Genomic DNA, 20,859 nt, shown 5'->3' with positions numbered 1-20,859 from the left:
GGAAAGGACGGCAAGCACCGTGCTGATGTCGCAGTCCCCGAGTCCCCTCGCGCAGGCCGCCTCGTCCCCGGGGCTCGAGATGTACCTGCCACTGGTCCTGTTGTTCGTCCTCGCCGCGGGCTTCGCGGTGTTCTCCGTGCTGCTCGGCCCGCTGGTGGGCCCGCGCCGGTACAACCGGGCGAAGCAGATGGCCTACGAGTGCGGGATCGAGCCGTCACCGCAACCGCTGGTGGGCGGCGGCCGGATGCCGGTCGCCTACTACATCACCGCGATGTTGTTCATCCTGTTCGACATCGAAATGGTCTTCCTCTACCCGTTCGCCGTCTCGGCCGACGCGCTCGGCCTGTTCGGCGTGGTGGAGATCGTCTTGTTCATCGCGACCGTCGGCTTCGCCTACGCCTACGTGTGGCGGCGCGGCGGGCTCGACTGGAACTAGGGGAGGGACGTCATGGGACTCGAAGAGCAGCTCCCCAACGGCATCCTGCTGGCCAGCCTGGAGAAGCTGGTCAACTGGGCGCGCAAGAACTCGCTGTGGCCGGCCACCTTCGGGCTCGCCTGCTGCGCGATCGAGATGATGACCGTCGGTGGCTCGCGCTACGACATCGCCCGGTTCGGCATGGAGCGGTTCAGCGCGACCCCGCGGCAGGCCGACCTGATGATCGTCGCCGGTCGCGTCACGCAGAAGATGGCGCCGGTCCTGCGGCAGATCTACGACCAGATGGCCGAGCCGAAGTGGGTGCTGGCCATGGGCGTGTGCGCCTCCTCGGGCGGCATGTTCAACAACTACGCGGTCGTGCAGGGCGTCGACCACATCGTCCCGGTCGACATGTACCTGCCCGGCTGCCCGCCGCGGCCGGAGATGCTGCTCGACGCGATCCTCAAGCTGCACGCCAAGATCGCCGACGAGCCGCTAGGGCCGCGCCGCGCCGCGCTCAAGGCCGGGCAGCAGACCGAGCTGATCCCCTCGTCGATCAAGTACGCGAAGAAGTGATGCGGCATGGCTGAAGAAACCCCCGAGTCCGGCGGCGAGCAGTCCAGCGCCCAGCGACCGGACACCGGACTGGAACCGCGCGGGCCGCGCCCGGCGCAGCCGATCGTCGCCGGGCGCGAGCGCCGGGGCATGTTCGGTGTCCGCGACAGCGGTGACACCTCCGGCTACGGCGGCCTGCGGCTGCCGGCCTACCTGCCGGCGCCCGCGGAACGGCCCTACGGTGGCTGGTTCGACGAGTTCGCCGACCAGTTCTTCGCCGCGCTGGCCGAGAACGACGTGCCGGCCGAGGCGGTGCACCAGGTGACCGTCGACCGCGGCGAGATCACGCTCTACGTGGACCGCGAGCACCTCGTCGCGATGTGCCGCATCCTGCGGGACGACGCCGGGCTGCGGTTCGAACTGTGCAGTTCGGTGTCCGGCGTGGACTACGGGCCGGACGTGCCGCAGCGGCTGCACTCGGTCTACCACCTGACGTCGATGACCTACCGGCGGCGCATCCGGCTGGAGGTCGCGGTGGACGTGGACGATCCGCACGTGCCGTCCATCGTGGAGGTCTACCCGACGGCCGACTGGCAGGAGCGCGAGGCCTACGACCTGTTCGGCATCGTCTACGACGGTCACCCGGCCCTGACCCGGATCCTGATGCCGGACGACTGGGACGGTCACCCGCAGCGCAAGGACTACCCGCTCGGCGGGATCCCGGTGGAGTACAAGGGCGCGGAGATCCCGCCCCCCGATCAGCGGAGGTCGTACTCGTGACCACCCGAAGGCCACAGCGAGCACAACGGGGAGGTGTCCAGGCATGACCACGGAACGGCTCTCGGACGTCAGCACCGGCACGGACACGTCCGTGCCGGGCAGCGACAGCACGGACAGCACGGACAGCACCACCGGGTACGCCGAATCCCGGGACACCACCGAAGGCCGCATCTACCACGTCAGCGGCGGCGACTGGGACGACGTGCTGGAGGACGCCCAGCACGACGAGCGGATCGTCATCAACATGGGCCCGCAGCACCCGTCGACCCACGGCGTGCTCCGGCTCGTGCTCGAGCTGGAGGGTGAGACCGTCACCCAGCTGCGCTCGGTCATCGGCTACCTGCACACCGGCATCGAGAAGAACTGCGAGTACCGGACCTGGACCCAGGGCGTCACGTTCGTGACCCGCATGGACTACCTGTCCCCGCTGTTCAACGAGCTGGGCTACTGCCTGGGTGTGGAGAAGCTGCTCGGCATCCGGGCGCCGCGGCGGGCCGAGCTGATCCGCGTCCTGCTGTGCGAGATCAACCGCATCGGCTCGCACCTGGTCTACATCGCCACCGGCGGCATGGAGCTGGGCGCCACCACCGCGATGACGTTCGGGTTCCGCGAGCGTGAGGAAGTGCTGCACCTACTGGAATACCTGACCGGGCTGCGCATGAACCACGCGTTCATCCGCCCCGGCGGGATCGCGCAGGACCTGCCGGCCGACTGGCAGGAGAAGGTCGGCGAGTTCGTCAAGGTGATGGACGAGCGCCTGCCCCAGTACGACAAGCTGTTCACCGGCCAGCCGATCTGGCGCAACCGCCTCAAGGGCGTCGGCTACCTGCCGGTCGACGCGTGCCTCGCGCTCGGTGTCACCGGCCCGGTGCTGCGGTCCGCGGGCCTGCCGTGGGACCTGCGCAAGATCGAGCCGTACTCGCGCTACGACGAGTTCGAGTTCGACGTGCCGACCTCGACGGACGCCGACTGCTGGGGCCGTTACCTGTGCCGGGTCGAGGAGATGCACCAGTCGCTGCGGATCATCCGGCAGTGCCTGAAGAAGATCGAGCCGGGCCCGGTGATGGTGGAGGACCGCAAGATCGCGTGGCCGGCGCAGCTGTCGATCTCCAGCGACGGCATGGGCAACTCGCTGGAACACGTCCGCAAGATCATGGGCCAGTCGATGGAGTCGCTGATCCACCACTTCAAGCTCGTCACCGAGGGCTTCAAGGTGCCGCCGGGGCAGGTGTACTCGCCGATCGAGTCGCCGCGCGGCGAGCTGGGCTTCCACCTGGTCTCCGACGGCGGTACGCGCCCGGTGCGCGTGCACGTCCGGGAACCGAGTTTCGTCAACCTGCAGTCCCTGCCGGCGATGTCAGAGGGCGGCCTGGTGGCGGACGTGATCGCGGCGGTCGCGTCCGTGGACCCGGTCATGGGAGGAGTGGACCGTTGAAGACACAGCCCACAGCACCGGTTTTCGACGCGGACACGGTGGCCAGGGCGCGGGAGCTGATGTCCCGGTACCCGCAGTCCCGGTCGGCGCTGCTGCCGATGCTGCACCTGGTCCAGTCGGTGCAGGGGTTCGTCAGCCAGGAGGGCGTGACGTTCTGCGCGCAGCAGCTGGGTCTGTCCGAGGCCGAGGTCAGCGCGGTCGTCACCTTCTACACGATGTACAAGCGCAGGCCGTGCGGCGAGCACCTGGTGAGCGTGTGCACCAACACGTTGTGCGCCGCGCTGGGCGGCGACGCGATCTACCGCACCCTGCAGGAACACCTGGGCGCGGACGGGAAACCGCTGGGGCACGAGGAAACCGCGGGCACCCCGGGTGAGCCGGGGTCGATCACGCTGGAGCACGCCGAGTGCCTGGCCGCCTGCGACCTCGCGCCCGTGCTGCAGGTCAACTACGAGTACTACGACAAGCAGACCCCGGACAGCGCGGTCGAACTCGTGGACGCGTTGCGGCGCGGGGAGAAGCCGCAGCCCTCGCGCGGCGCCCCGCTCGGCGACTTCAAGAGCGCGGAGCTCCAGCTTGCCGGTTTCTTCCCGGAGGACGAGGAGATCTACCGGTCGCAGGTGGACGGACCGTCCCAGGCGCCGGAAACCCTGAGGGGCGCGCGGATCGCGCAGGAACGGGGCTGGACCGCCCCGGTCATGGCGGACGACGTGCCGTTGCCGGAGGTGGAGGCGAAATGACCGACCCGCTGACGCCGGTGCTGACCAAGCGCTGGCTCTCGCCCAACTCCTGGCGCCTGTCCACCTACGAACAGCTGGAGGGCTACACCGCGCTGCGCAAGGCGCTGCGCGGCACGCCCGAGCAGCTCGTGCAGCTGATCAAGGACTCCGGCCTGCGTGGCCGCGGCGGTGCGGGCTTCCCGGCGGGCGTGAAGTGGTCGTTCATGCCACCGAACGAGGACAAGCCGCATTACCTGGTCATCAACGCCGACGAGGGCGAGCCGGGTACCTGCAAGGACATCCCGCTGATGATGGCCGATCCGCACTCGCTGGTCGAGGGCTGCATCATCGCCGCCTACGCGATGCGCTCGCACCACTGCTTCATCTACGTGCGCGGCGAGGCGCTGCACCCGTACCGGCGGCTCAACGCGGCCGTGCGCGAGGCGTACCGGGCCGGGTACCTGGGCACGGACATCCTCGGGTCCGGGTTCCACCTGGACATCACCGTGCACGCCGGTGCGGGCGCCTACATCTGCGGTGAGGAGACCGCGCTGCTCGACTCGCTCGAGGGCCGCCGCGGCCAGCCGCGGCTCAAGCCGCCGTTCCCCGCGGCGGCCGGTCTTTACGCGGCGCCGACCACGGTGAACAACGTCGAGACCATCGCGAGCGTCCCGTTCATCGTCAACGGCGGTGCCGACTGGTTCCGCAAGATGGGCCGGGAGAAGTCGCCGGGCCCGAAGATCTACTCGATCTCCGGGCACGTCGAGAACCCGGGGCAGTACGAGGCGCCGCTCGGCACCACGCTGCGGCAGCTGCTGGAGCTCGCCGGCGGCATGAAGGACGGCATCCCGCTCAAGTTCTGGACGCCGGGCGGCTCGTCCACCCCGATGTTCACCGCCGAGCACCTGGACATCCCGCTCGACTTCGAGGGCGCCGCGGAGGCCGGGTCGATGCTGGGCACCACCGCGGTGCAGGTGTTCAACGAGACGGTGTCCGTGCCGTGGGCGGTGATGAAGTGGACCCAGTTCTACGAACACGAGTCGTGTGGCAAGTGCACGCCCTGCCGCGAGGGCACGTACTGGCTGGCGCAGATCCTGGAGCGGATGGTCGACGGGCGGGGCACCGCCGAGGACATCGACACGCTGCTGGACGTCTGCGACAACATCCTCGGCCGCTCGTTCTGCGCCCTCGGTGACGGCGCGGTCAGCCCGATCACCAGCGGCATCAAGTACTTCCGCGACGAGTTCCTCGCCCTGTGCGAGAGCAACAAGCGCGAGTTGGTGGGAGCACAGGCATGACGATCGCGCCGGAAAACCCCGGGACCGAGACGCCCGTCCCCGAAGGTCACGTCAAGCTGACGATCGACGGCGAGGAGGTCATCGCGCCGAAGGGCGAACTGCTCATCCGCACCGCCGAGCGGCTCGGCACGGTCATCCCGCGGTTCTGCGACCACCCGCTGCTCGACCCGGCCGGCGCCTGCCGCCAGTGCCTCGTCGAGGTGGAGATGGGCGGCCGGCCGATGCCGAAACCGCAGGCGTCGTGCACGATGACGGTCGCCGACGGGATGGTCGTCAAGACCCAGCTGACCTCCCCGGTCGCGGACAAGGCCCAGCAGGGCGTGATGGAGCTGCTGCTCATCAACCACCCGCTGGACTGCCCGGTGTGCGACAAGGGCGGCGAGTGCCCGCTGCAGAACCAGGCGATGGCACACGGCCGGGCCGACTCCCGGTTCCGCGACACGAAGCGGACGTTCCCGAAACCGCTGCCGATCTCCACGCAGGTGCTGCTCGACCGCGAGCGGTGCGTGCTGTGCCAGCGGTGCACGCGGTTTTCCGCGCAGATCGCCGGCGACCCGTTCATCGACCTGCTGGAGCGCGGCGCGCACCAGCAGATCGGCACGGCGGAAACGGCGGACGTGCTCGACCTGGCGTCGCGGACCTCGTCGGGTACGCCGTTCCAGTCGTACTTCTCCGGCAACACCATCCAGATCTGCCCGGTGGGGGCGCTGACCAGTGCGCAGTACCGCTTCCGGTCCCGGCCGTTCGACCTGGTGTCGGCGCCGAGCGTGTGTGAGCACTGCTCGTCCGGCTGCGCCGAGCGCACCGACTACCGGCGCGGCAAGGTGATGCGCAAGCTGGCAGCCAACGACCCGGACGTCAACGAGGAGTGGATCTGCGACAAGGGCCGGTTCGCCTTCCGGTACGCCACGGCGGCCGACCGGATCCGTCGGCCGCTGGTGCGGGACGCCTCCGGTGAGCTGCGGGAGGCGCCGTGGACCGAGGCGCTGCGGATCGCCGCGGAGGGGCTGGCCAGGGCCCGGGACAGCCGCGGTGCCGCGGTGCTCGCGGGTGGCCGCCTGACGCTGGAGGACGCCTACGCGTACGCGAAGTTCGCGCGGGTCGCCCTGCGCACCAACGACATCGACTTCCGGGCGCGGGCGCATTCGCCGGAGGAGCTGGAGTTCCTCGCCGCCGAGGTGGTCGGCACGACGCCGGAGGACGGCGTCACGTTCGGTGCGATCGAGAACGCGCCGACTGTGCTGTGCGTGGCGTTCGAACCCGAGGAGGAGGCGCCGATCGTCTTCCTCCGGCTGCGCAAGGCCGCCCGCAAGAAGCGCACTCGAGTCGTCCACTTGGGACAGTGGACCACGCCCTCGGTGCGCAAGACCTCCGGTGAGCTGCTGGCCTGCGTGCCCGGCTCCGAGGCGGCGGCGCTGGACGGGATCCCCGAGCACGCACCCGACGTCGAGTCGGCGCTGAGCGCGGATGGCGCGGTCGTGCTGGTCGGGGAACGGGCGGCCGAGGTGCCCGGCTTGTTCGCCGCGGTGCGCCGGCTGGCCGCGCGGACCGGTGCGAAGGTCGCCTGGATCCCGCGCCGGGCCGGTGAACGCGGCGCGCTCGAAGCGGGTGCGGCGCCGACGCTGCTGCCCGGCGGCCGTCCGGTGACCGACGAGGCCGCGCGGGCCGAGGTCGAGGCGGCCTGGGGGGTGCCCGTGCCGGCCGAACCGGGCCGCGACACGAACGACATCATCGGCGCGCTCGCCGGCGGTTACCTGTCCGGTGTGGTCGTCGGCGGGGTCGACCTGGACGACCTGCCGCACCCGGCACTGGCCCGGCAGGCGCTGGGGAGAGCGGAGTTCGTGGTGAGCCTGGAGATGCGGGCGAGCACGGTCACCGAGCACGCCGACGTGGTCCTGCCCATCGCGCCGGTCGTCGAGAAGTCCGGCACCTTCGTCAACTGGGAGGGCCGCCGCCGCGAGTTCGACACGACCCTCGAAGGCACCGGCGCCCTGCCGGACTGCCGGGTGCTGGACACCCTCGCCGTCGAGATGGACGCCGACCTGTTCACCCAGACCCCGGCGGCCGCACGCGGCGACTTCGCCCGGCTGGGCTCGTCGAACGCCGTGCACGGCAAGTTCTGGGAGTCCGGCGCGCCGCGCGCCGCCGGGCACGCCGGTCCCGGGCAGGCGCGGCTGGCGAGCTGGCGGCAGCTGCTGGACGAGGGTTCGCTGCAGGCGGAGGAGCCGAACCTGGCCGGGACCGCCCGCGCCGTGGTTGCCCGCGTGTCGGCCCGCACCGCGGCGCGCCTCGGCGACGAGGTGACCGTCTCCACCGACCGCGGCGCGATCACGCTGCCCGTCGAAATCGCCGACCTGCCCGACGACGTCGTGTGGCTGCCGGGCAACTCGGAGGGCTCGCGGGTGCGCAAGACGCTCGGCGCCGGGCACGGGTCGGTCGTGAACATCGAGGGAGCGCGCTGATGTCTCCGTTACTGGCCCAGGTGCCCGAGCAGATGACCCGGGCGCAGCTGCTGGCGGACGACCCGTGGTGGCTGGTCCTGCTCAAAACGGTCGTGATCCTGCTGATCGGTCCGCTCCTGACGGTGTTCCTGATCGTGTGGGAGCGCAAGGCGATCGGCCGGATGCAGAACCGGCCCGGCCCGAACCGCGTCGGCCCCGGCGGCTACTTCCAGTCCCTCGCGGACGCGATCAAACTGCCGTTCAAGGAACAGATCATCCCGGACGGCGCCGACCGCAAGGTCTACTTCCTCGCCCCGGTGCTGTCCGCGGTACCGGCGCTGATTGCGCTGGCGGCCATCCCGTTCGGCCCGCAGGTGTCGATCTTCGGCGAGCAGACCGTGCTGCAGCTGGTCGACCTGCCGGTCGGGGTGCTGGTCATCCTGGCCTGCTCGTCGGTCGGGGTGTACGGGATCGTGCTGGCCGGGTGGTCGTCCGGGTCGCCGTACCCGCTGCTCGGCGGGCTGCGGTCGGCGGCGCAGGTGATCTCCTACGAGATCGCGATGGGTCTGTCGATCGTCGGCGTGGTGCTGTACTCGCAGTCGATGTCGACCGGCGACATCGTGCACGCGCAGGCCGGGGGCTGGTACTTCTACCTGCTGCTGCCGAGTTTCGCGATCTACCTGATCTCGATGGTCGGCGAGACGAACCGCGCGCCGTTCGACCTGCCGGAGGCGGAGTCTGAGCTGGTCGGCGGGTTCCACACGGAGTACTCGTCGATGAAGTTCGCGATGTTCTTCCTCGCCGAGTACGTGAACATGGTGATCGTGTCGGCGTTCGCGACGACGCTGTTCCTGGGCGGCTGGATGTTCCCGTTCGTCGGGCTCGACTCACCGCTGAACCGGGGCTGGCTGCCGTTGATCTGGTTCACGATCAAGCTGTTCGCGCTGCTGTTCGGGTTCATCTGGCTGCGCGGCACGCTGCCGCGGTTCCGGTACGACCAGTTCATGAAGCTGGGCTGGAAGGTCCTGGTGCCGGCGAACCTGGTGTGGATCCTGATCATCACGACGATCCGCGCCATCCGGAACAACGGTGGCCTGACGACCGCCCAGATCCTGATCGGTGGCGCGATCGTCGTGGTCGTCGCGGTCGCGATCGCGCTGCTGGTGCCGGAGAAGAAGCAGGCCGGTGGCGATTCGGTGCCGGTCACCGGCGGTGGTTTCCCGTTGCCGCCGCTGGACCTGCGCGTGCCCGACGTGCCCGAACGGGGCACGGGGAAACGCAGGCGCCGGGTCGCCGGCCGGACTTCGGAGCCCGCGCAGGTGGGCGCCGGGAAGGAGGGTTCCGATGGGACTGTTTGACCCCATCAAGGGTTTCGGCGTCACCTTCGGCACGATGTTCAAGAAGGTGGCGACGGAGGAGTACCCGGAGATCGGTGCCCCGGCCGCCCCGCGCTACCACGGCCGGCACCAGCTCAACCGGCATCCGGACGGGCTGGAGAAGTGCGTCGGCTGCGAGTTGTGCGCGTGGGCGTGCCCGGCGGACGCGATCTTCGTCGAGGGCGGCGACAACACCGAGGACGAGCGCTACTCGCCCGGCGAGCGGTACGGCAAGGACTACCAGATCAACTACCTGCGGTGCATCGGCTGCGGCCTGTGCATCGAAGCCTGCCCGACGCGCAGCCTGACGATGATCAACTTCTACGAGCTGGCCGACGACGACCGCCAGAAGCTGATCTGGACCAAGGAGGACCTGCTGGCGCCGCTCCTGCCGGGCATGGAGCAACCGCCGCACCCGATGCGCCTGGGGGACGACGAGCAGGACTACTACGTGCACGGCCCGGAACTGGCCCGCGGCCGCGGCGTCCCGCCCGGCGAGACCGTGGAAACCTCCCGCGAGGAGGCGATCCAATGAGGACACCGACACCCCGGGCACCCCAGCCCTCGCGCTGGGCCGCCGCGCGAGCCGTTCCCGAGGAGGTGCGGTGATGGTGCTGGCACAGGCCGCGGAGACGGTCTCCACCGGCGAGGCCGTCGCGTTCTGGATCCTCGGTCCGATCGCGCTCCTGGGCGCGCTCGGGCTGATCTTCGCGCGCAACGCGGTGCACTCGGCGCTGTTCCTGGCCCTCACGATGTTCTCGCTGGGCATCCTCTACATGGTCCAGCAGGCGCCGTTCCTCGGGTTCACCCAGATCATCGTCTACACCGGCGCGATCATGATGCTGTTCCTGTTCGTGCTGATGCTCGTCGGGCGGGAGAGTTCCGACTCGGTCGTCGAGGTGCTGCGCGGGCAGCGGCTGTGGGGCGGCATCCTCGGCATCGGCATCGCCGGGCTGCTGGCCACCGCGCTCACCCGGGCGTTCGCCAACGTCACCCCGGCCCCCGCGCCGAACGGCACGCCGGGCGGGCTCGGCCGGCTGATCTTCACCGACTTCCTGTTCCCGTTCGAGCTCACCTCGGCGCTGCTGATCACCGCCGCGCTGGGGGCGATGGTGCTGGCCTTCACCGAGAAGCGCGGCCACCGGACGCAGAAGGAACTCGTCGAGGCCCGGTTCCGCGGCGAGTACGAACGCATCTCGCCCAAACCCGGGCCGGGCGTGTTCGCCACCTCCCACTCGGTCACGACGCCCGCGATCCTGCCGGACGGCTCGGTCGCGCCCGAGTCGCTGTCCACGATCATCGAGTCCACACCCACCGCGCGGCTCGAAGCCGAGCGCAAGCAGGTCGAGGGCACCGAACCGGAGCCCGGCGCCCGCGCACTGGTCGGGAAGGGTGACGAGGAATGACCCCCACCTACTACCTGCTCCTGTCAGCCCTGTTGTTCGCCATCGGCGCGGTCGGCGTGCTGGTGCGGCGCAACGCCATCGTCGTGTTCATGTGCATCGAGCTGATGCTCAACGCCGTGAACCTGTCCCTGGTCACGTTCTCCCGCATCAACGGTGGGCTGCACGGCCAGGTGATGGCGTTCTTCGTGATGGTCGTCGCCGCCGCCGAGGTCGTCGTCGGCCTGGCGATCATTATGGCCATCTTCCGCACCCGCCGGTCGGCGTCGGTCGACGACACCAACCTGCTCAAGTACTGAGAGGGCTACTCAGTGATCGCATCATCGTGGCTGCTGGTCGCGTTCCCGGCCCTCGGCGCGCTCGTCCTGCTGGCCGGGGGCAGGCGCACCGACGGATGGGGACACCTGCTCGGCTGCGCGACCGTCATCGCGTCGTTCGTGTACGGCCTGGTGCTGTTCTTCGGCAGCGACGGGCACGTGACCGACACCCGGATGTTCACCTGGATCGGGGTCGGCTCCCTGCAGATCGACTTCGGACTGCGGATCGACGCGCTGTCGCTCGTCTTCGTCCTGCTGATCACCGGGGTCGGCGCGCTGATCCACATCTACTCGATCGGCTACATGAGGGAGGACCGCGACCGCCGTCGCTTTTTCGGCTACCTGAACCTGTTCGTGGCTTCCATGCTGGTTCTGGTGCTGGGCAACAACTTCGTGACGCTCTACCTCGGCTGGGAGGGTGTCGGCCTGGCGTCCTACCTGCTGATCGGCTGGTACTCGGACCGCCCGTCCGCCGCGACCGCGGCGAAGAAGGCGTTCCTGATGAACCGCGTCGGTGACGTCGGGCTCGCGCTGGCGATCTTCCTGATGTTCAAGTACCTCGGCACGGTCACCTACGCCGGCGTGTTCGCCCGCATCGGCGACGCACCGCCCGCGGTGATCACCGCGATCGCGATCCTGCTGCTGCTCGGTGCGTGCGGCAAGTCCGGCCAGTTCCCGCTCCAGGCGTGGCTCCCGGACGCGATGGAGGGCCCCACCCCGGTGTCGGCCCTGATCCACGCCGCCACGATGGTCACCGCCGGTGTGTACCTGGTCGCGCGGGCCAACCCGATCTACAACGAGACCGAGGCGGGACGCCTGATCGTCACGCTCGTCGGCGCGGTCACCCTGCTGATCGGGTGCGTCATCGGCTGCGCCTACGACGACATCAAGAAGGTGCTCGCGTACTCGACCGTCAGCCAGATCGGCTACATGATGCTCGCCGTCGGACTCGGGCCGTTCGGCTACGCGCTGGGCATCATGCACCTGCTCACGCACGGTTTCTTCAAGGCCGGGCTGTTCCTCGGCGCCGGCTCGGTCATGCACGGCATGCGCGACGAGGTCGACATGCGCAAGTTCGGTGGCCTGTACCGGCACATGCCGATCACGTTCGTCACCTTCGGGCTCGGTTACCTGGCGCTCATCGGGTTCCCCTTCCTGTCGGGCTACTTCTCCAAGGACGCGATCATCGAGGCCGCGTTCGGCCAGGAGGGCTGGCGCGGCTGGGTCTTCGGTCTCGCCGCGATGCTCGGCGCCGCGCTCACCGCCTTCTACATGACCCGGCTGATGCTGCTCACTTTCTTCGGCAAGGAACGCTGGCGCGACCTGCGCACCGCCGAGGGCGAGGAGTACCACCCGCACGAGTCGCCGCCGGTGATGACCGCGCCGATGATCGTGCTGGCCATCGGCTCGGTCGGCGCGGGCGCGTTCTTCGCCCTCGGCGACCGGCTGTCGAACTGGCTCGCCCCCGCGCTGGGCGAGCTCGGCGAGGCCGGGCACACCGCGATCCCGCACTCGCTCATCCCGTGGATCACGGTCGCCCTGTCCGCGCTCGGCGTGCTGGTCGCGTGGCTCGTCGTCGGTCGCCGCGACACCCCGGTCGAGCGGCCCGAGAACGTCTCGGCCGTCGTCAAGGCGGCCCGCAAGGACCTGTACGGCAACGCGCTGAACGAGGCACTGGTGGCGACCCCGGGCATGTGGCTCACCCGGTTCTCGGTGTACCTCGACAGCCGGGGCGTCGACGGTGCGGTCAACGGCCTCGCCGCCGCGCTCGGCGGCGGATCCGGGCGGCTGCGCAGGCTCCAGACCGGGTTCGTCCGCTCCTACGCCCTGTCGATGCTGGCCGGCTCGTTCGTCCTCGTCGCCGCACTGCTGATGGTGAGGTTCTCATGACCTGGGTACTGGCCCTCATCCTCTGGCCGCTGGTCGGCGCGTGCGTGGTCACCGGGCTGCGCCGCAACGACCGGCTCGCCACCGTCACCGCGGTGGTGTTCTCCCTCGTCGAGCTGGCGATGATCATCCCGACCTGGGCGACGTACCACCCCGGCGGCGCCCGCCTGCAGCACACCAGCTCGATGGACTGGATCCCGAGCTTCGGCGTGCACATCTCCTTCGGGATCGACGGCATCGCCCTGGTGATGATCGCCGTGATCGCCTTCCTGGTGCCGATCGTCATCGGCGCCCTCGGCACGGCGGACAAGCTGCCGCAGGACCGCAGCGCGGGTGGCTTCCTCGCGTTGATCCTGGTGCAGGAAGCCATCACCATCGCGGTGTTCGCCGCGACCGACGTGTTCCTGTTCTACGTCCTGTTCGAGATCATGCTGATCCCGATGTACTTCCTCATCGGCGGTTACGGCGGCGCGAACCGGCAGTACGCGGCGGTCAAGTTCTTCCTGTACTCCTTCCTCGGCGGTCTGATCATGCTGGCCTCGGCGATCGGGGCCTACTCGCTCGCCGCCGACAAGCTGGGGCACGGCACCTTCGACTGGGCCACGCTGGTCACGGTGGTCCGGGACGCGCCGGCGAGCACCCAGATCTGGTTGTTCCTCGGGTTCTTCCTGGCGTTCGCGATCAAGGCGCCGCTCGTGCCGTTCCACACCTGGCTCCCCGACGCGGCGGGTGAGGCGCCCATCGGCGTGGCCGTGCTGCTGGTCGGTGTGCTGGACAAGGTGGGCACGTTCGGGTTCCTGCGCTACTGCCTGCCGATGTTCCCGCAGGCCAGCAAGGACCTGGCGCCGCTGGTGCTGGTGCTCGCCGTGATCGGGGTGCTCTACGGCTCGATCCTCGCCGCCGGGCAGCAGGACATGAAGCGCTTCGTCGCCTACGTGTCCATCGCCCACTTCGGGTTCATCGCCCTGGGCATCTTCGCCTTCACCCAGCAGGCGACCGTCGGTGCGGTCACCTACATGCTCAACCACAGCCTCGCGACCGGCATGCTGATCGTGGTGCTGGGCCTGGTGATCGCCCGCGGCGGCTCCACCCGGATCTCCGACTACGGCGGGATGTACAAGCTCACCCCGTTGCTGGGCGGCATGCTGCTCGTCGCCGGTCTGTCCACCTTGTCCCTCCCCGGTACCAACTCGTTCGTCAGTGAGTTCCTGGTGCTGCTGGGCGCGTTCGAGACCCAGCCGGTGTACTCGATCCTCGCCACCGTCGGCATGGTGCTCGCCGCGGCGTACGTGCTCTGGCTGTACCAGCGCCTGATGAACGGCCCGGTGCGGGGGACCGCGCTGGTCGGCGCCGGAGGCGGCCCGGGCGCCGCCATCGCCCCGGAACTGGGCGCCCGGCGGACCATCCGGGACCTCGGCGGCCGGGAGCTGGCGATCCTGGTGCCGATGGTCGTGCTGGTCATCGGCCTCGGCTTCTACCCCCAACCCGTGCTGGACACGGTGACCCCGTCGGTCGACGCGACGCTTTCCGCACTCAACGGAGGCCAGTGAAATGCCCGGGATTCTGGCCCAGCAGGGGCACATCTCCGCACCCCACATCGACTACGGCGCGATCCTGCCCGTGCTGATCGTGCTCGGCGCGGCGTGCGTCAGCGTGCTGTTCGAGGCGTTCCTGCCCCGGCACATGCGGTGGCCGTCGCAGGTGCTGCTCAGCCTCGCCGGGCTCGCCGCCGCCGGGATCGCGCTCGCGGTGTACGTCAGCGGCTCGCCCGTTCGGGGTCTCACCACGCTCAGCGGTGCCGTGTCGGTCGACAAGCCGGCGCTGTTCCTGTGGGGCACGCTGCTCGCGCTCGCGCTGCCCGCGATCCTGCTGATCGCGGACCGTTCGGTCGAGCCCGGCGGGGCGTTCGTCGCGCAGGCCGCCATCCGGCCGGGCACTGTGCAGGACCGGGCCCAGGTCGGCTCCACGGGGATGCAGACCGAGGTCTTCCCGCTGGCGCTGTTCGCGCTGGGCGGGATGATGACGTTCTGCGCGGCCAACGACCTGCTCACCATGTTCATCGCGCTCGAGGTGCTGAGCCTGCCGCTGTACCTGATGTGCGGCCTGGCCCGGCGCCGGCGCCTGCTGTCGCAAGAGGCGGCGGTCAAGTACTTCCTCCTCGGGGCGTTCTCGTCGGCGTTCTTCCTCTATGGGCTCGCATTGCTGTACGGCTACGCGGGTTCGGTGAAGCTGGCCGACATCGCCGGCGCGGCGGCGGGCTCGGATCGTTCGGACTTGCTGCTGTTCGCGGGCATGGGTCTCCTCGTGGTCGGGTTGTTGTTCAAGGGCTCGGTCGGCCCGTTCCACACGTGGACGCCGGACGTCTACCAGGGCGCGCCGACCCCGGTCACCGCCTTCATGGCGGCCTGCACGAAGGTCGCCGCGTTCGGCGGCATCCTGCGGGTGCTCACCGTCGGGTTCGAGTCGACCAGCTGGGAGTGGCGCGGCGTGCTGTGGGCGGTCGCGATCATCTCGATGGCGGTCGGCGCCGTGCTCGGCCTGACCCAGACCGACGTCAAGCGCATGATCGCCTACTCGTCCATCGCGCACGCCGGCTTCCTGCTCGTCGGCGTGCTCGCGATGACCGGCCAGGGCCTGTCCGGAACCCTGTTCTACCTGCTGGCCTACGGCTTCACCACGCTCGCCGCCTTCGGGGTGGTCTCCCTCGTGCGCGACGCCAAGGGCGAGGCCACGCACCTGTCCGCGTGGGCCGGCCTGGCCAAGCGGTCGCCCGTGCTGGCCGGGGTGTTCACCTTCCTCCTGCTCGCTCTGGCCGGGATCCCGCTCACCAGCGGGTTCGTCGGCAAGTTCGTCGTGTTCTCGGCGGCGCTGCGGGACGGCATGGCGCCGCTGGTGGTGATCGCGCTGGTGTTCAGCGCCGTTGCGGCGTTCTTCTACCTGCGGGTGGTCGTGCTCATGTACTTCTCCAAACCGGCTCCCGACGGACCCACGGTGACGGTGCCGGGCGCGTTCACCACCGCGGCGATCACGCTCGGCGTGATCATCACCCTGCTGCTCGGTGTCGCCCCCGCGTTCGCGCTCGACTGGGCGGGGGCAGGGGCCTTCGCCTTCTGACGCAGGGCCTCCGGAAGTGCCCTCCGCCCGTCCGGGCCGGAGGGCACTTCCGTGTCCGCGGTCAAGCGGAGTCCAGCGCGTGCACCACGTCGACGGAGGAACAGGCGTGCCGGTGGACTCCGCGGCAACGGCAGGGGTTGTTCTGCGCCAGCCGGATCAGCTTGCGGAGGTGCCGGCGGGCGAGGCCGTGCTCGCGGGCCTCGTCGAAGGCCGGCCGGGTGGCCCGGTTGCTGGTGCGGCGGTGGGAAACGGTTCGTCCGGTCATGTCTCGAGCATGCCCGGTGAAGTCGCGGAGCGGGAAAAAGAACCACATTCTGTGGATGGTTGAGCGGCATGTGGACGAAGCCGGGGAGTTTCCCCGCGTGCGGCCGATTCTGTCGGACCAGCGTGCTAGCCGACCGATGCGGCGTGCCGGCGCGGCGGCGTGAGCGAGCGGCTGTTGCTGATCAGCTGGGTCGCGATGGCGTCCACGCAGGCCGTCAGGTCCCGTCCCGCGGCGGCGTCCGAGCCGGTGACGTTGTCCAGCACCCACAGCCGCCAGGCGCCGACCAGCCGGGCGAAGGTTTCGCTGCCGGAACCGGTGAACGTGAAGTGCCCGTCCGCCTCGGCGAGGTGCCCCGCGTCCACGAGCTGCACCGCGGTGGGCGCGAAGATCCCCGCCGGGACACCGGTTTCCGCGGCGATCTCCTGCAACGTGGCGTCGCCGTCGTCGACGCTGTGCCGGTAGATCTGCGCGAGCATCCACGCCTGCGCGTAGTTCAGCGGCACCCCCGAGCGGGCGAGGATCTCCGGTCCCGGGTCGGTCTTCCGCTTCGACCACACCGCGGCCACGACCTTCTCCAGCTCCTGTCGCGAGTCGCCCGAGCCCGGTACCGCGAAGCCTTCGCCGACACCGCTGTTGCCCGACGCCAGCGCCTTCGAGGGGTCGCGCAGCGGAACCTCCTTCAGGAACAACGCCACGAGCAGCGCGAGCAGCCCGACCGGCGAAGCGACCAGGAACATCGTCCGGATCGCATCCACATAGGACTCCGTGGACGGCTGGGGCGGCAGGTTGTTCGCGTAGATCGTGCCGAACACCGCGACGCCGAACGAACTCCCCAGCGTCCGCAGGAAGCTCACCCCGGAGGTCGCCACCCCGAGGTCGGCGTAGTCCGCGGTGTTCTGCACGACGATCGTCGGCACCTGCATCGTGCAGCCCAGCCCGAGACCCAGCACGACCATGTACGCCGAGGTGACCCAGAAACTCGTCGAGACGCCCAGGTGTGAGAGCAGGAACAAGCCCAGCGCCAGCACGAGCGACCCGGCGATGGGGAACGCGCGGTAGCGTCCGGTGCGGCTGATCACGGCGCCGCTGGCGATCGCCGTGATCATGATGCCGACGACCAGGGGCAGCATCCGCAGGCCCGACTCGGTGGCGCTCGCGCCCTGCACCCGCTGGAGGTAGGTCGGCAGGTAGGTGATGCCACCGAGCATCGCGAACCCGACGACGAAACTCAGGATGCCGGCCACCGAGAACACCCGGCCGCGGAACAGCCGCATCGGCAGCATCGGTTCCGCCGCGCGCAGTTCCACCAGCACGAACAGGGCCAGCAGGACGACCGAGCCGGCCGCCATCCCGAGGATCACCGGTGACGCCCACGGGAACTCGGTCCCGCCCCAGCTCGTCACCAGGGTCAACCCGGTCGACGCGAGTGCGATGAGGATGATCCCCAGGTAGTCGATGCGCGGCCGCACCGCGGCCCGGACCGTCGGCAGCGCCACGGCGGCCACGACCAGCACCAAGACCCCGAGCGGCACGTTCACGTAGAACGCCCACCGCCAGCTCAGGTGGTCCACGAACAGCCCGCCGAGCAGCGGTCCGGCCACCGTCGCGACGCCGAACACCGCCCCGATCGCGCCCTGGTACTTGCCGCGTTCCCGCAGCGGCACGACGTCGGCGATCACCGCGGCCGCCGTGACCATCAGCCCGCCCGCGCCCAGACCCTGCAACGCCCGGAACGCCACCAGCCAGACCATCGAGTGCGCCCAGCCGCACAGGAACGACCCGGCGAGGAACAGCACCACACCGGCCAGGAACGCGGGCTTGCGCCCGTAGAGGTCGCCGAACTTGCCGATCAGCACCGTCATGATCGTCTCGGCGAGCAGGTACGACGTGACCACCCATGACAGGTGGTTCGCGCCGCCGAGATCGGCCACGATGGTCGGCAGCGCCGTGGACACGATCGTCTGGTCGAGCGCGGCCAGCAGCATCCCGAGCATGATCGCCGCGACGATGGTGTTCCGGGCCCTCCTGCTGCTCACCCGGCGAACGTTAGTGCTGGTCAGAGCGGCCCGCGGGCCGCCTCACCCAATGGTGTGGGGCCGGTTGTCACCGGCATCACCGGGACGGTTCGCAATGGGCCCACGAACGCCCCGGGGCCAGCCATTACGCTGGTGAGGACCGGTCATGCAAGTGCGGAGAGGGCGGACAACGTGTCAGTGCGGCACCGGGGTAGCACGATCGAGGAGCTGCGCGGGAGCGTGGGCCTGCGGATCGCCGATGAGCAGCTGCTGCGCACGCTGGCCGCCGGCCTCGAGGACGTCGAGAAGCTGCTGCGCGAGACCGCCCGCAGCGAGGTGCGCGCCGTCCACGACGCCGCGTCGCACCTGGTCGAGGCGGGGGGCAAACGCTTCCGTCCGCTGATGACCCTGCTCGCCGCGGAGTTCGGCGAGGGCAACCACGAAGACGTCGTGATCGCCGCGGCCGCCGTCGAACTGGTGCACCTGGCCACCCTGTACCACGACGACGTCATGGACGAGGCGACGATGCGCCGGGGCGCGCCCAGCGTCAACGCCCGCTGGACCAACAGCATCGCCATCCTGACCGGCGACTTCCTGTTCGCGCACGCCTCGCGGCTGGTGTCCGACCTGGGCACCGACGCCGCGCGCATCCTCGCCGAGACCTTCAGCGAGCTGGTCACCGGCCAGATGCGGGAGACCGTGGGCCCGGGCGAGGGCGACGACCCGGTCGAGCACTACCTCAGCGTCATCGCCCAGAAGACGGGTTCGCTGATCGCCACGTCCGGCCGCTTCGGGGCGATGATGTCCGGTGCGAAGCCCGAGGCGATCGGGGCGATGCAGCGGTTCGGCGAGATCGTCGGCACCGCGTTCCAGATCTCCGACGACATCATCGACATCGCCTCGCCGTCCCACGAGTCCGGCAAGACGCCGGGCACCGATCTGCGGGAAGGCGTGCGGACCCTGCCGATGCTGTACGCGCTGGCCGACCCGGACACCGACCCGCGCCTGGTCGAGCTGCTGGACGGCCCCGTCACCGACGACGACCTGGTCGAGGAGGCCCTGACGCTGCTGCGGTCCTCCAGCGGCCTGGACCGCGCCATGGGCACCCTGTCGGACTACGCTCAGCAGGCGAGGACCGAGCTGGCCTCCCTGCCCGCCGGGCCCGCGCGGGACGCGTGCGAGTCCGTCGCGAACTACCTGGTCGCGCGGACCCGGTGACGATCGCCGGACCGGCCGCGGTTGACGACGGGCGGGCCGGCCGCGTCATGCTCGAGCCGGTGCGGCGTCACTGAGAGTGGTAACCGCGCGGTAGGAAAGGAAGGGCAGCACGGATGTCCCTCTTCGGACAGGTCTGGCTCTGGAGCGCGGCGGCATTCGTGGTCGGGGTGCTGCTGACCTGGTTGTTCCTGGCCCGGCCGGCCCAGGCGAGAAGCCGGCACCTGGAGCGCCGCCTGCTCGACGCGCAGAACGCGCGTGCCGCGCAACCGGCGCGAGCCGTGGACCGCGACCCGGTGTCGGCACCGGCTGCGCGGAAGAAGCCGGTCGGCGCGGAGGAGCCCGCACCGGAGGAGCCGCACCACCCCCGGACGTCCTGGCTGGAGCGCGACAGCCTCGCCGGGCGTCCCGGGTACCAGCCGGGTTCCGAAATCGACGACGACTCGCTGTTCGACCCCGAACCCCGCGTCGACGCGACGACGGTGTTCGACGCGTTCGGGCGGGACGACGAGTCCGCTCGGCGCGGCGCGCGGTTCGCCGGCGGCCACGAGCAGGCCGGTGAGCCGCGGGACGAGACAGCCGAGCGGGGTGCCCTGTTCGAGCAGGGCCGGGAGGCGGCCGACCAGGGGCTCGGCGGCTCGCTGTTCGACCGGCCGGCCGGATTCGAGGCGGCCTCCGGGCAGCCGGGTGCCGAGCGGGGCCACGGATCGCTCTTCGAGCGCGACCAGGCCGAGGCCGCCCAGCCGCGGCGGGGGGCGCACGCGCGGCCGGACACCGAGCCGGACGCGGCGGCACGGTCCGAGGACGGGAGCGGGCCGCTGTTCGACCGGGAGGACACCCGGGAGGCCGGGCGGTGGGGCGACCGCGATGAGGCCGCGGATGCCGGGTCGCTGTTCCAGCCGGACGAAGCCGCGGAGCCGGCCGCCGGGTCCCTGTTCGAGCCGGGTGGCGCGCACGAGCCGGGAACCGGCCGCGGGGCGCTGTTCGGCCGGGACGAGGCGCCGGAGCCGGAGCCGGGATCCCTGTTCGACCCCGGGCACACGCCGGAGCCCTCCCGCGAGGCGGAGCCGGGCGCGTTCACACCGTTCGCCGCGCCCGAGCCGGCGCGGGGCCAGGAGTCCGGGTTCACGCCGTTCGCCGCGCCGGAACCGCCGGCCTACGCCTTCGGCGGTGACGAGCCGGAGCGGCCCGCCGACGAGGAGACGGCCACCGAGACCACCCAGGTCCTCCCGCGGCGGCAACCGCGGCGCCCGGCGCACACCGTCGAGCCGCCGCGACCCTCGATGCGGACCGTGGAGCGGCGCGAACCGGTGCAGCCGGAGGAGGGCGGCCGCAGCGGCTCCCTGTTCGAGCCGACCCCGCGGGCGGCCGGCGCCCCCGCTGTGCGGGCCCGGAGCCACGGCGACACCGCCGGGTCCACCGTGCCGCCCGGGCCGTTCGGTCCCGGATCGGCGATGCCACGGCCCGGCGGCGGGAAGCCGTCCGAGGAGTACACCGTCAAGGCGAGCGTGACGGCCCTGCGGTACTGCACGGAGGAGTCGCCGCAGTTCGGCCGGATGGTGGCCGAGGTGTGGTTCCGGTCGGCCGAGGACGCGGAGCGCGTCGGGTTCCGGCCGCTGTGAGG

General features: G+C 70.5%; 18 protein-coding genes. 16 read left to right on the top strand and 2 right to left on the bottom strand.

From position 1 onward, the window contains the following. Positions 1-25 precede the first annotated feature (25 nt). The 14 genes from FHX46_RS26835 (at position 26) to nuoN (ending at position 15,740) form a co-directional block, all read left to right on the top strand. Positions 26-436, top strand: a complete 411-nt coding sequence (locus FHX46_RS26835; RefSeq protein ID WP_167120490.1) for an NADH-quinone oxidoreductase subunit A — start codon at positions 26-28, stop codon at positions 434-436. Between the two features lie 12 nt (positions 437-448). Continuing rightward, positions 449-991 (top strand): NuoB/complex I 20 kDa subunit family protein, encoded by a 543-nt coding sequence (locus FHX46_RS26830; protein WP_167100907.1) that lies wholly within the window; start codon positions 449-451, stop codon positions 989-991. A gap of 6 nt (positions 992-997) precedes the next feature. Next, positions 998-1,750: an NADH-quinone oxidoreductase subunit C gene (locus FHX46_RS26825; RefSeq protein ID WP_167120488.1), complete on the top strand. Its 753-nt coding sequence runs from the start codon at positions 998-1,000 to the stop codon at positions 1,748-1,750. A gap of 43 nt (positions 1,751-1,793) precedes the next feature. Beyond that, a complete protein-coding gene (locus tag FHX46_RS26820) occupies positions 1,794-3,185 on the top strand; it encodes an NADH-quinone oxidoreductase subunit D (RefSeq protein ID WP_167120486.1) in 1,392 nt (463 codons plus the stop codon). Continuing rightward, the gene (nuoE, locus tag FHX46_RS26815) at positions 3,182-3,925 is read left to right on the top strand and encodes an NADH-quinone oxidoreductase subunit NuoE (RefSeq protein WP_390622644.1); all 744 of its coding nucleotides are present in this window, start codon (positions 3,182-3,184) and stop codon (positions 3,923-3,925) included. The genes FHX46_RS26820 and nuoE overlap by 4 nt, the downstream gene beginning before the upstream one ends. Continuing rightward, complete coding sequence (gene nuoF / locus FHX46_RS26810; protein WP_167100898.1) at positions 3,922-5,202, top strand: NADH-quinone oxidoreductase subunit NuoF; 1,281 nt, start codon at positions 3,922-3,924, stop codon at positions 5,200-5,202. Before nuoE ends, nuoF begins: the two co-directional genes overlap by 4 nt. Beyond that, positions 5,199-7,664: an NADH-quinone oxidoreductase subunit G gene (locus FHX46_RS26805; RefSeq protein ID WP_167120483.1), complete on the top strand. Its 2,466-nt coding sequence runs from the start codon at positions 5,199-5,201 to the stop codon at positions 7,662-7,664. Before nuoF ends, FHX46_RS26805 begins: the two co-directional genes overlap by 4 nt. Beyond that, positions 7,664-9,001, top strand: coding sequence for an NADH-quinone oxidoreductase subunit NuoH (gene nuoH / locus FHX46_RS26800; RefSeq protein WP_167120481.1), 1,338 nt, complete (start codon positions 7,664-7,666; stop codon positions 8,999-9,001). Before FHX46_RS26805 ends, nuoH begins: the two co-directional genes overlap by 1 nt. After that, positions 8,988-9,554, top strand: a complete 567-nt coding sequence (gene nuoI / locus FHX46_RS26795) for an NADH-quinone oxidoreductase subunit NuoI (protein ID WP_167120480.1) — start codon at positions 8,988-8,990, stop codon at positions 9,552-9,554. Before nuoH ends, nuoI begins: the two co-directional genes overlap by 14 nt. Positions 9,555-9,627: 73 nt before the next feature. Then, complete coding sequence (locus FHX46_RS26790) at positions 9,628-10,425, top strand: NADH-quinone oxidoreductase subunit J (RefSeq protein ID WP_167120477.1); 798 nt, start codon at positions 9,628-9,630, stop codon at positions 10,423-10,425. Further along, positions 10,422-10,721 (top strand): NADH-quinone oxidoreductase subunit NuoK, encoded by a 300-nt coding sequence (gene nuoK / locus FHX46_RS26785; RefSeq protein WP_167100885.1) that lies wholly within the window; start codon positions 10,422-10,424, stop codon positions 10,719-10,721. The genes FHX46_RS26790 and nuoK overlap by 4 nt, the downstream gene beginning before the upstream one ends. A gap of 12 nt (positions 10,722-10,733) precedes the next feature. Beyond that, on the top strand, positions 10,734-12,629 hold the full coding sequence (gene nuoL, locus FHX46_RS26780) for an NADH-quinone oxidoreductase subunit L (protein WP_167120474.1): 1,896 nt from the start codon (positions 10,734-10,736) through the stop codon (positions 12,627-12,629). Next, complete coding sequence (locus tag FHX46_RS26775; RefSeq protein ID WP_167120470.1) at positions 12,626-14,176, top strand: NADH-quinone oxidoreductase subunit M; 1,551 nt, start codon at positions 12,626-12,628, stop codon at positions 14,174-14,176. Before nuoL ends, FHX46_RS26775 begins: the two co-directional genes overlap by 4 nt. A 1-nt stretch (position 14,177) precedes the next feature. Next, on the top strand, positions 14,178-15,740 hold the full coding sequence (gene nuoN, locus FHX46_RS26770; protein ID WP_167120467.1) for an NADH-quinone oxidoreductase subunit NuoN: 1,563 nt from the start codon (positions 14,178-14,180) through the stop codon (positions 15,738-15,740). A gap of 61 nt (positions 15,741-15,801) precedes the next feature. On the opposite strand, the gene FHX46_RS26765 is transcribed toward nuoN, so the two are convergent. Both FHX46_RS26765 and FHX46_RS26760 read right to left on the bottom strand, forming a co-directional pair. Then, on the bottom strand, positions 15,802-16,005 hold the full coding sequence (locus FHX46_RS26765) for a hypothetical protein (protein ID WP_167120464.1): 204 nt from the start codon (positions 16,003-16,005) through the stop codon (positions 15,802-15,804). Positions 16,006-16,130: 125 nt separating this feature from the next. After that, positions 16,131-18,041, bottom strand: coding sequence for an MDR family MFS transporter (locus FHX46_RS26760; RefSeq protein ID WP_167120461.1), 1,911 nt, complete (start codon positions 18,039-18,041; stop codon positions 16,131-16,133). Positions 18,042-18,218: 177 nt separating this feature from the next. Here FHX46_RS26760 and FHX46_RS26755 point away from each other — a divergent pair, with 177 nt between their 5' ends. Continuing rightward, positions 18,219-19,238, top strand: coding sequence for a polyprenyl synthetase family protein (locus FHX46_RS26755; protein WP_167120458.1), 1,020 nt, complete (start codon positions 18,219-18,221; stop codon positions 19,236-19,238). 113 nt (positions 19,239-19,351) lie between these two features. Next, entirely contained in the window at positions 19,352-20,857 is a 1,506-nt protein-coding gene (locus tag FHX46_RS26750) for a sunset domain-containing protein (protein ID WP_167109615.1), read from the top strand. Positions 20,858-20,859 lie beyond the last annotated feature (2 nt).

The organism is Amycolatopsis viridis (assembly GCF_011758765.1).
GTDB classification, from domain to species: Bacteria; Actinomycetota; Actinomycetes; order Mycobacteriales; family Pseudonocardiaceae; genus Amycolatopsis_E; species Amycolatopsis_E viridis.
Note: the sequence above shows the minus strand (reverse complement) of the source record. Positions and strands in the feature narration are given on the sequence as shown.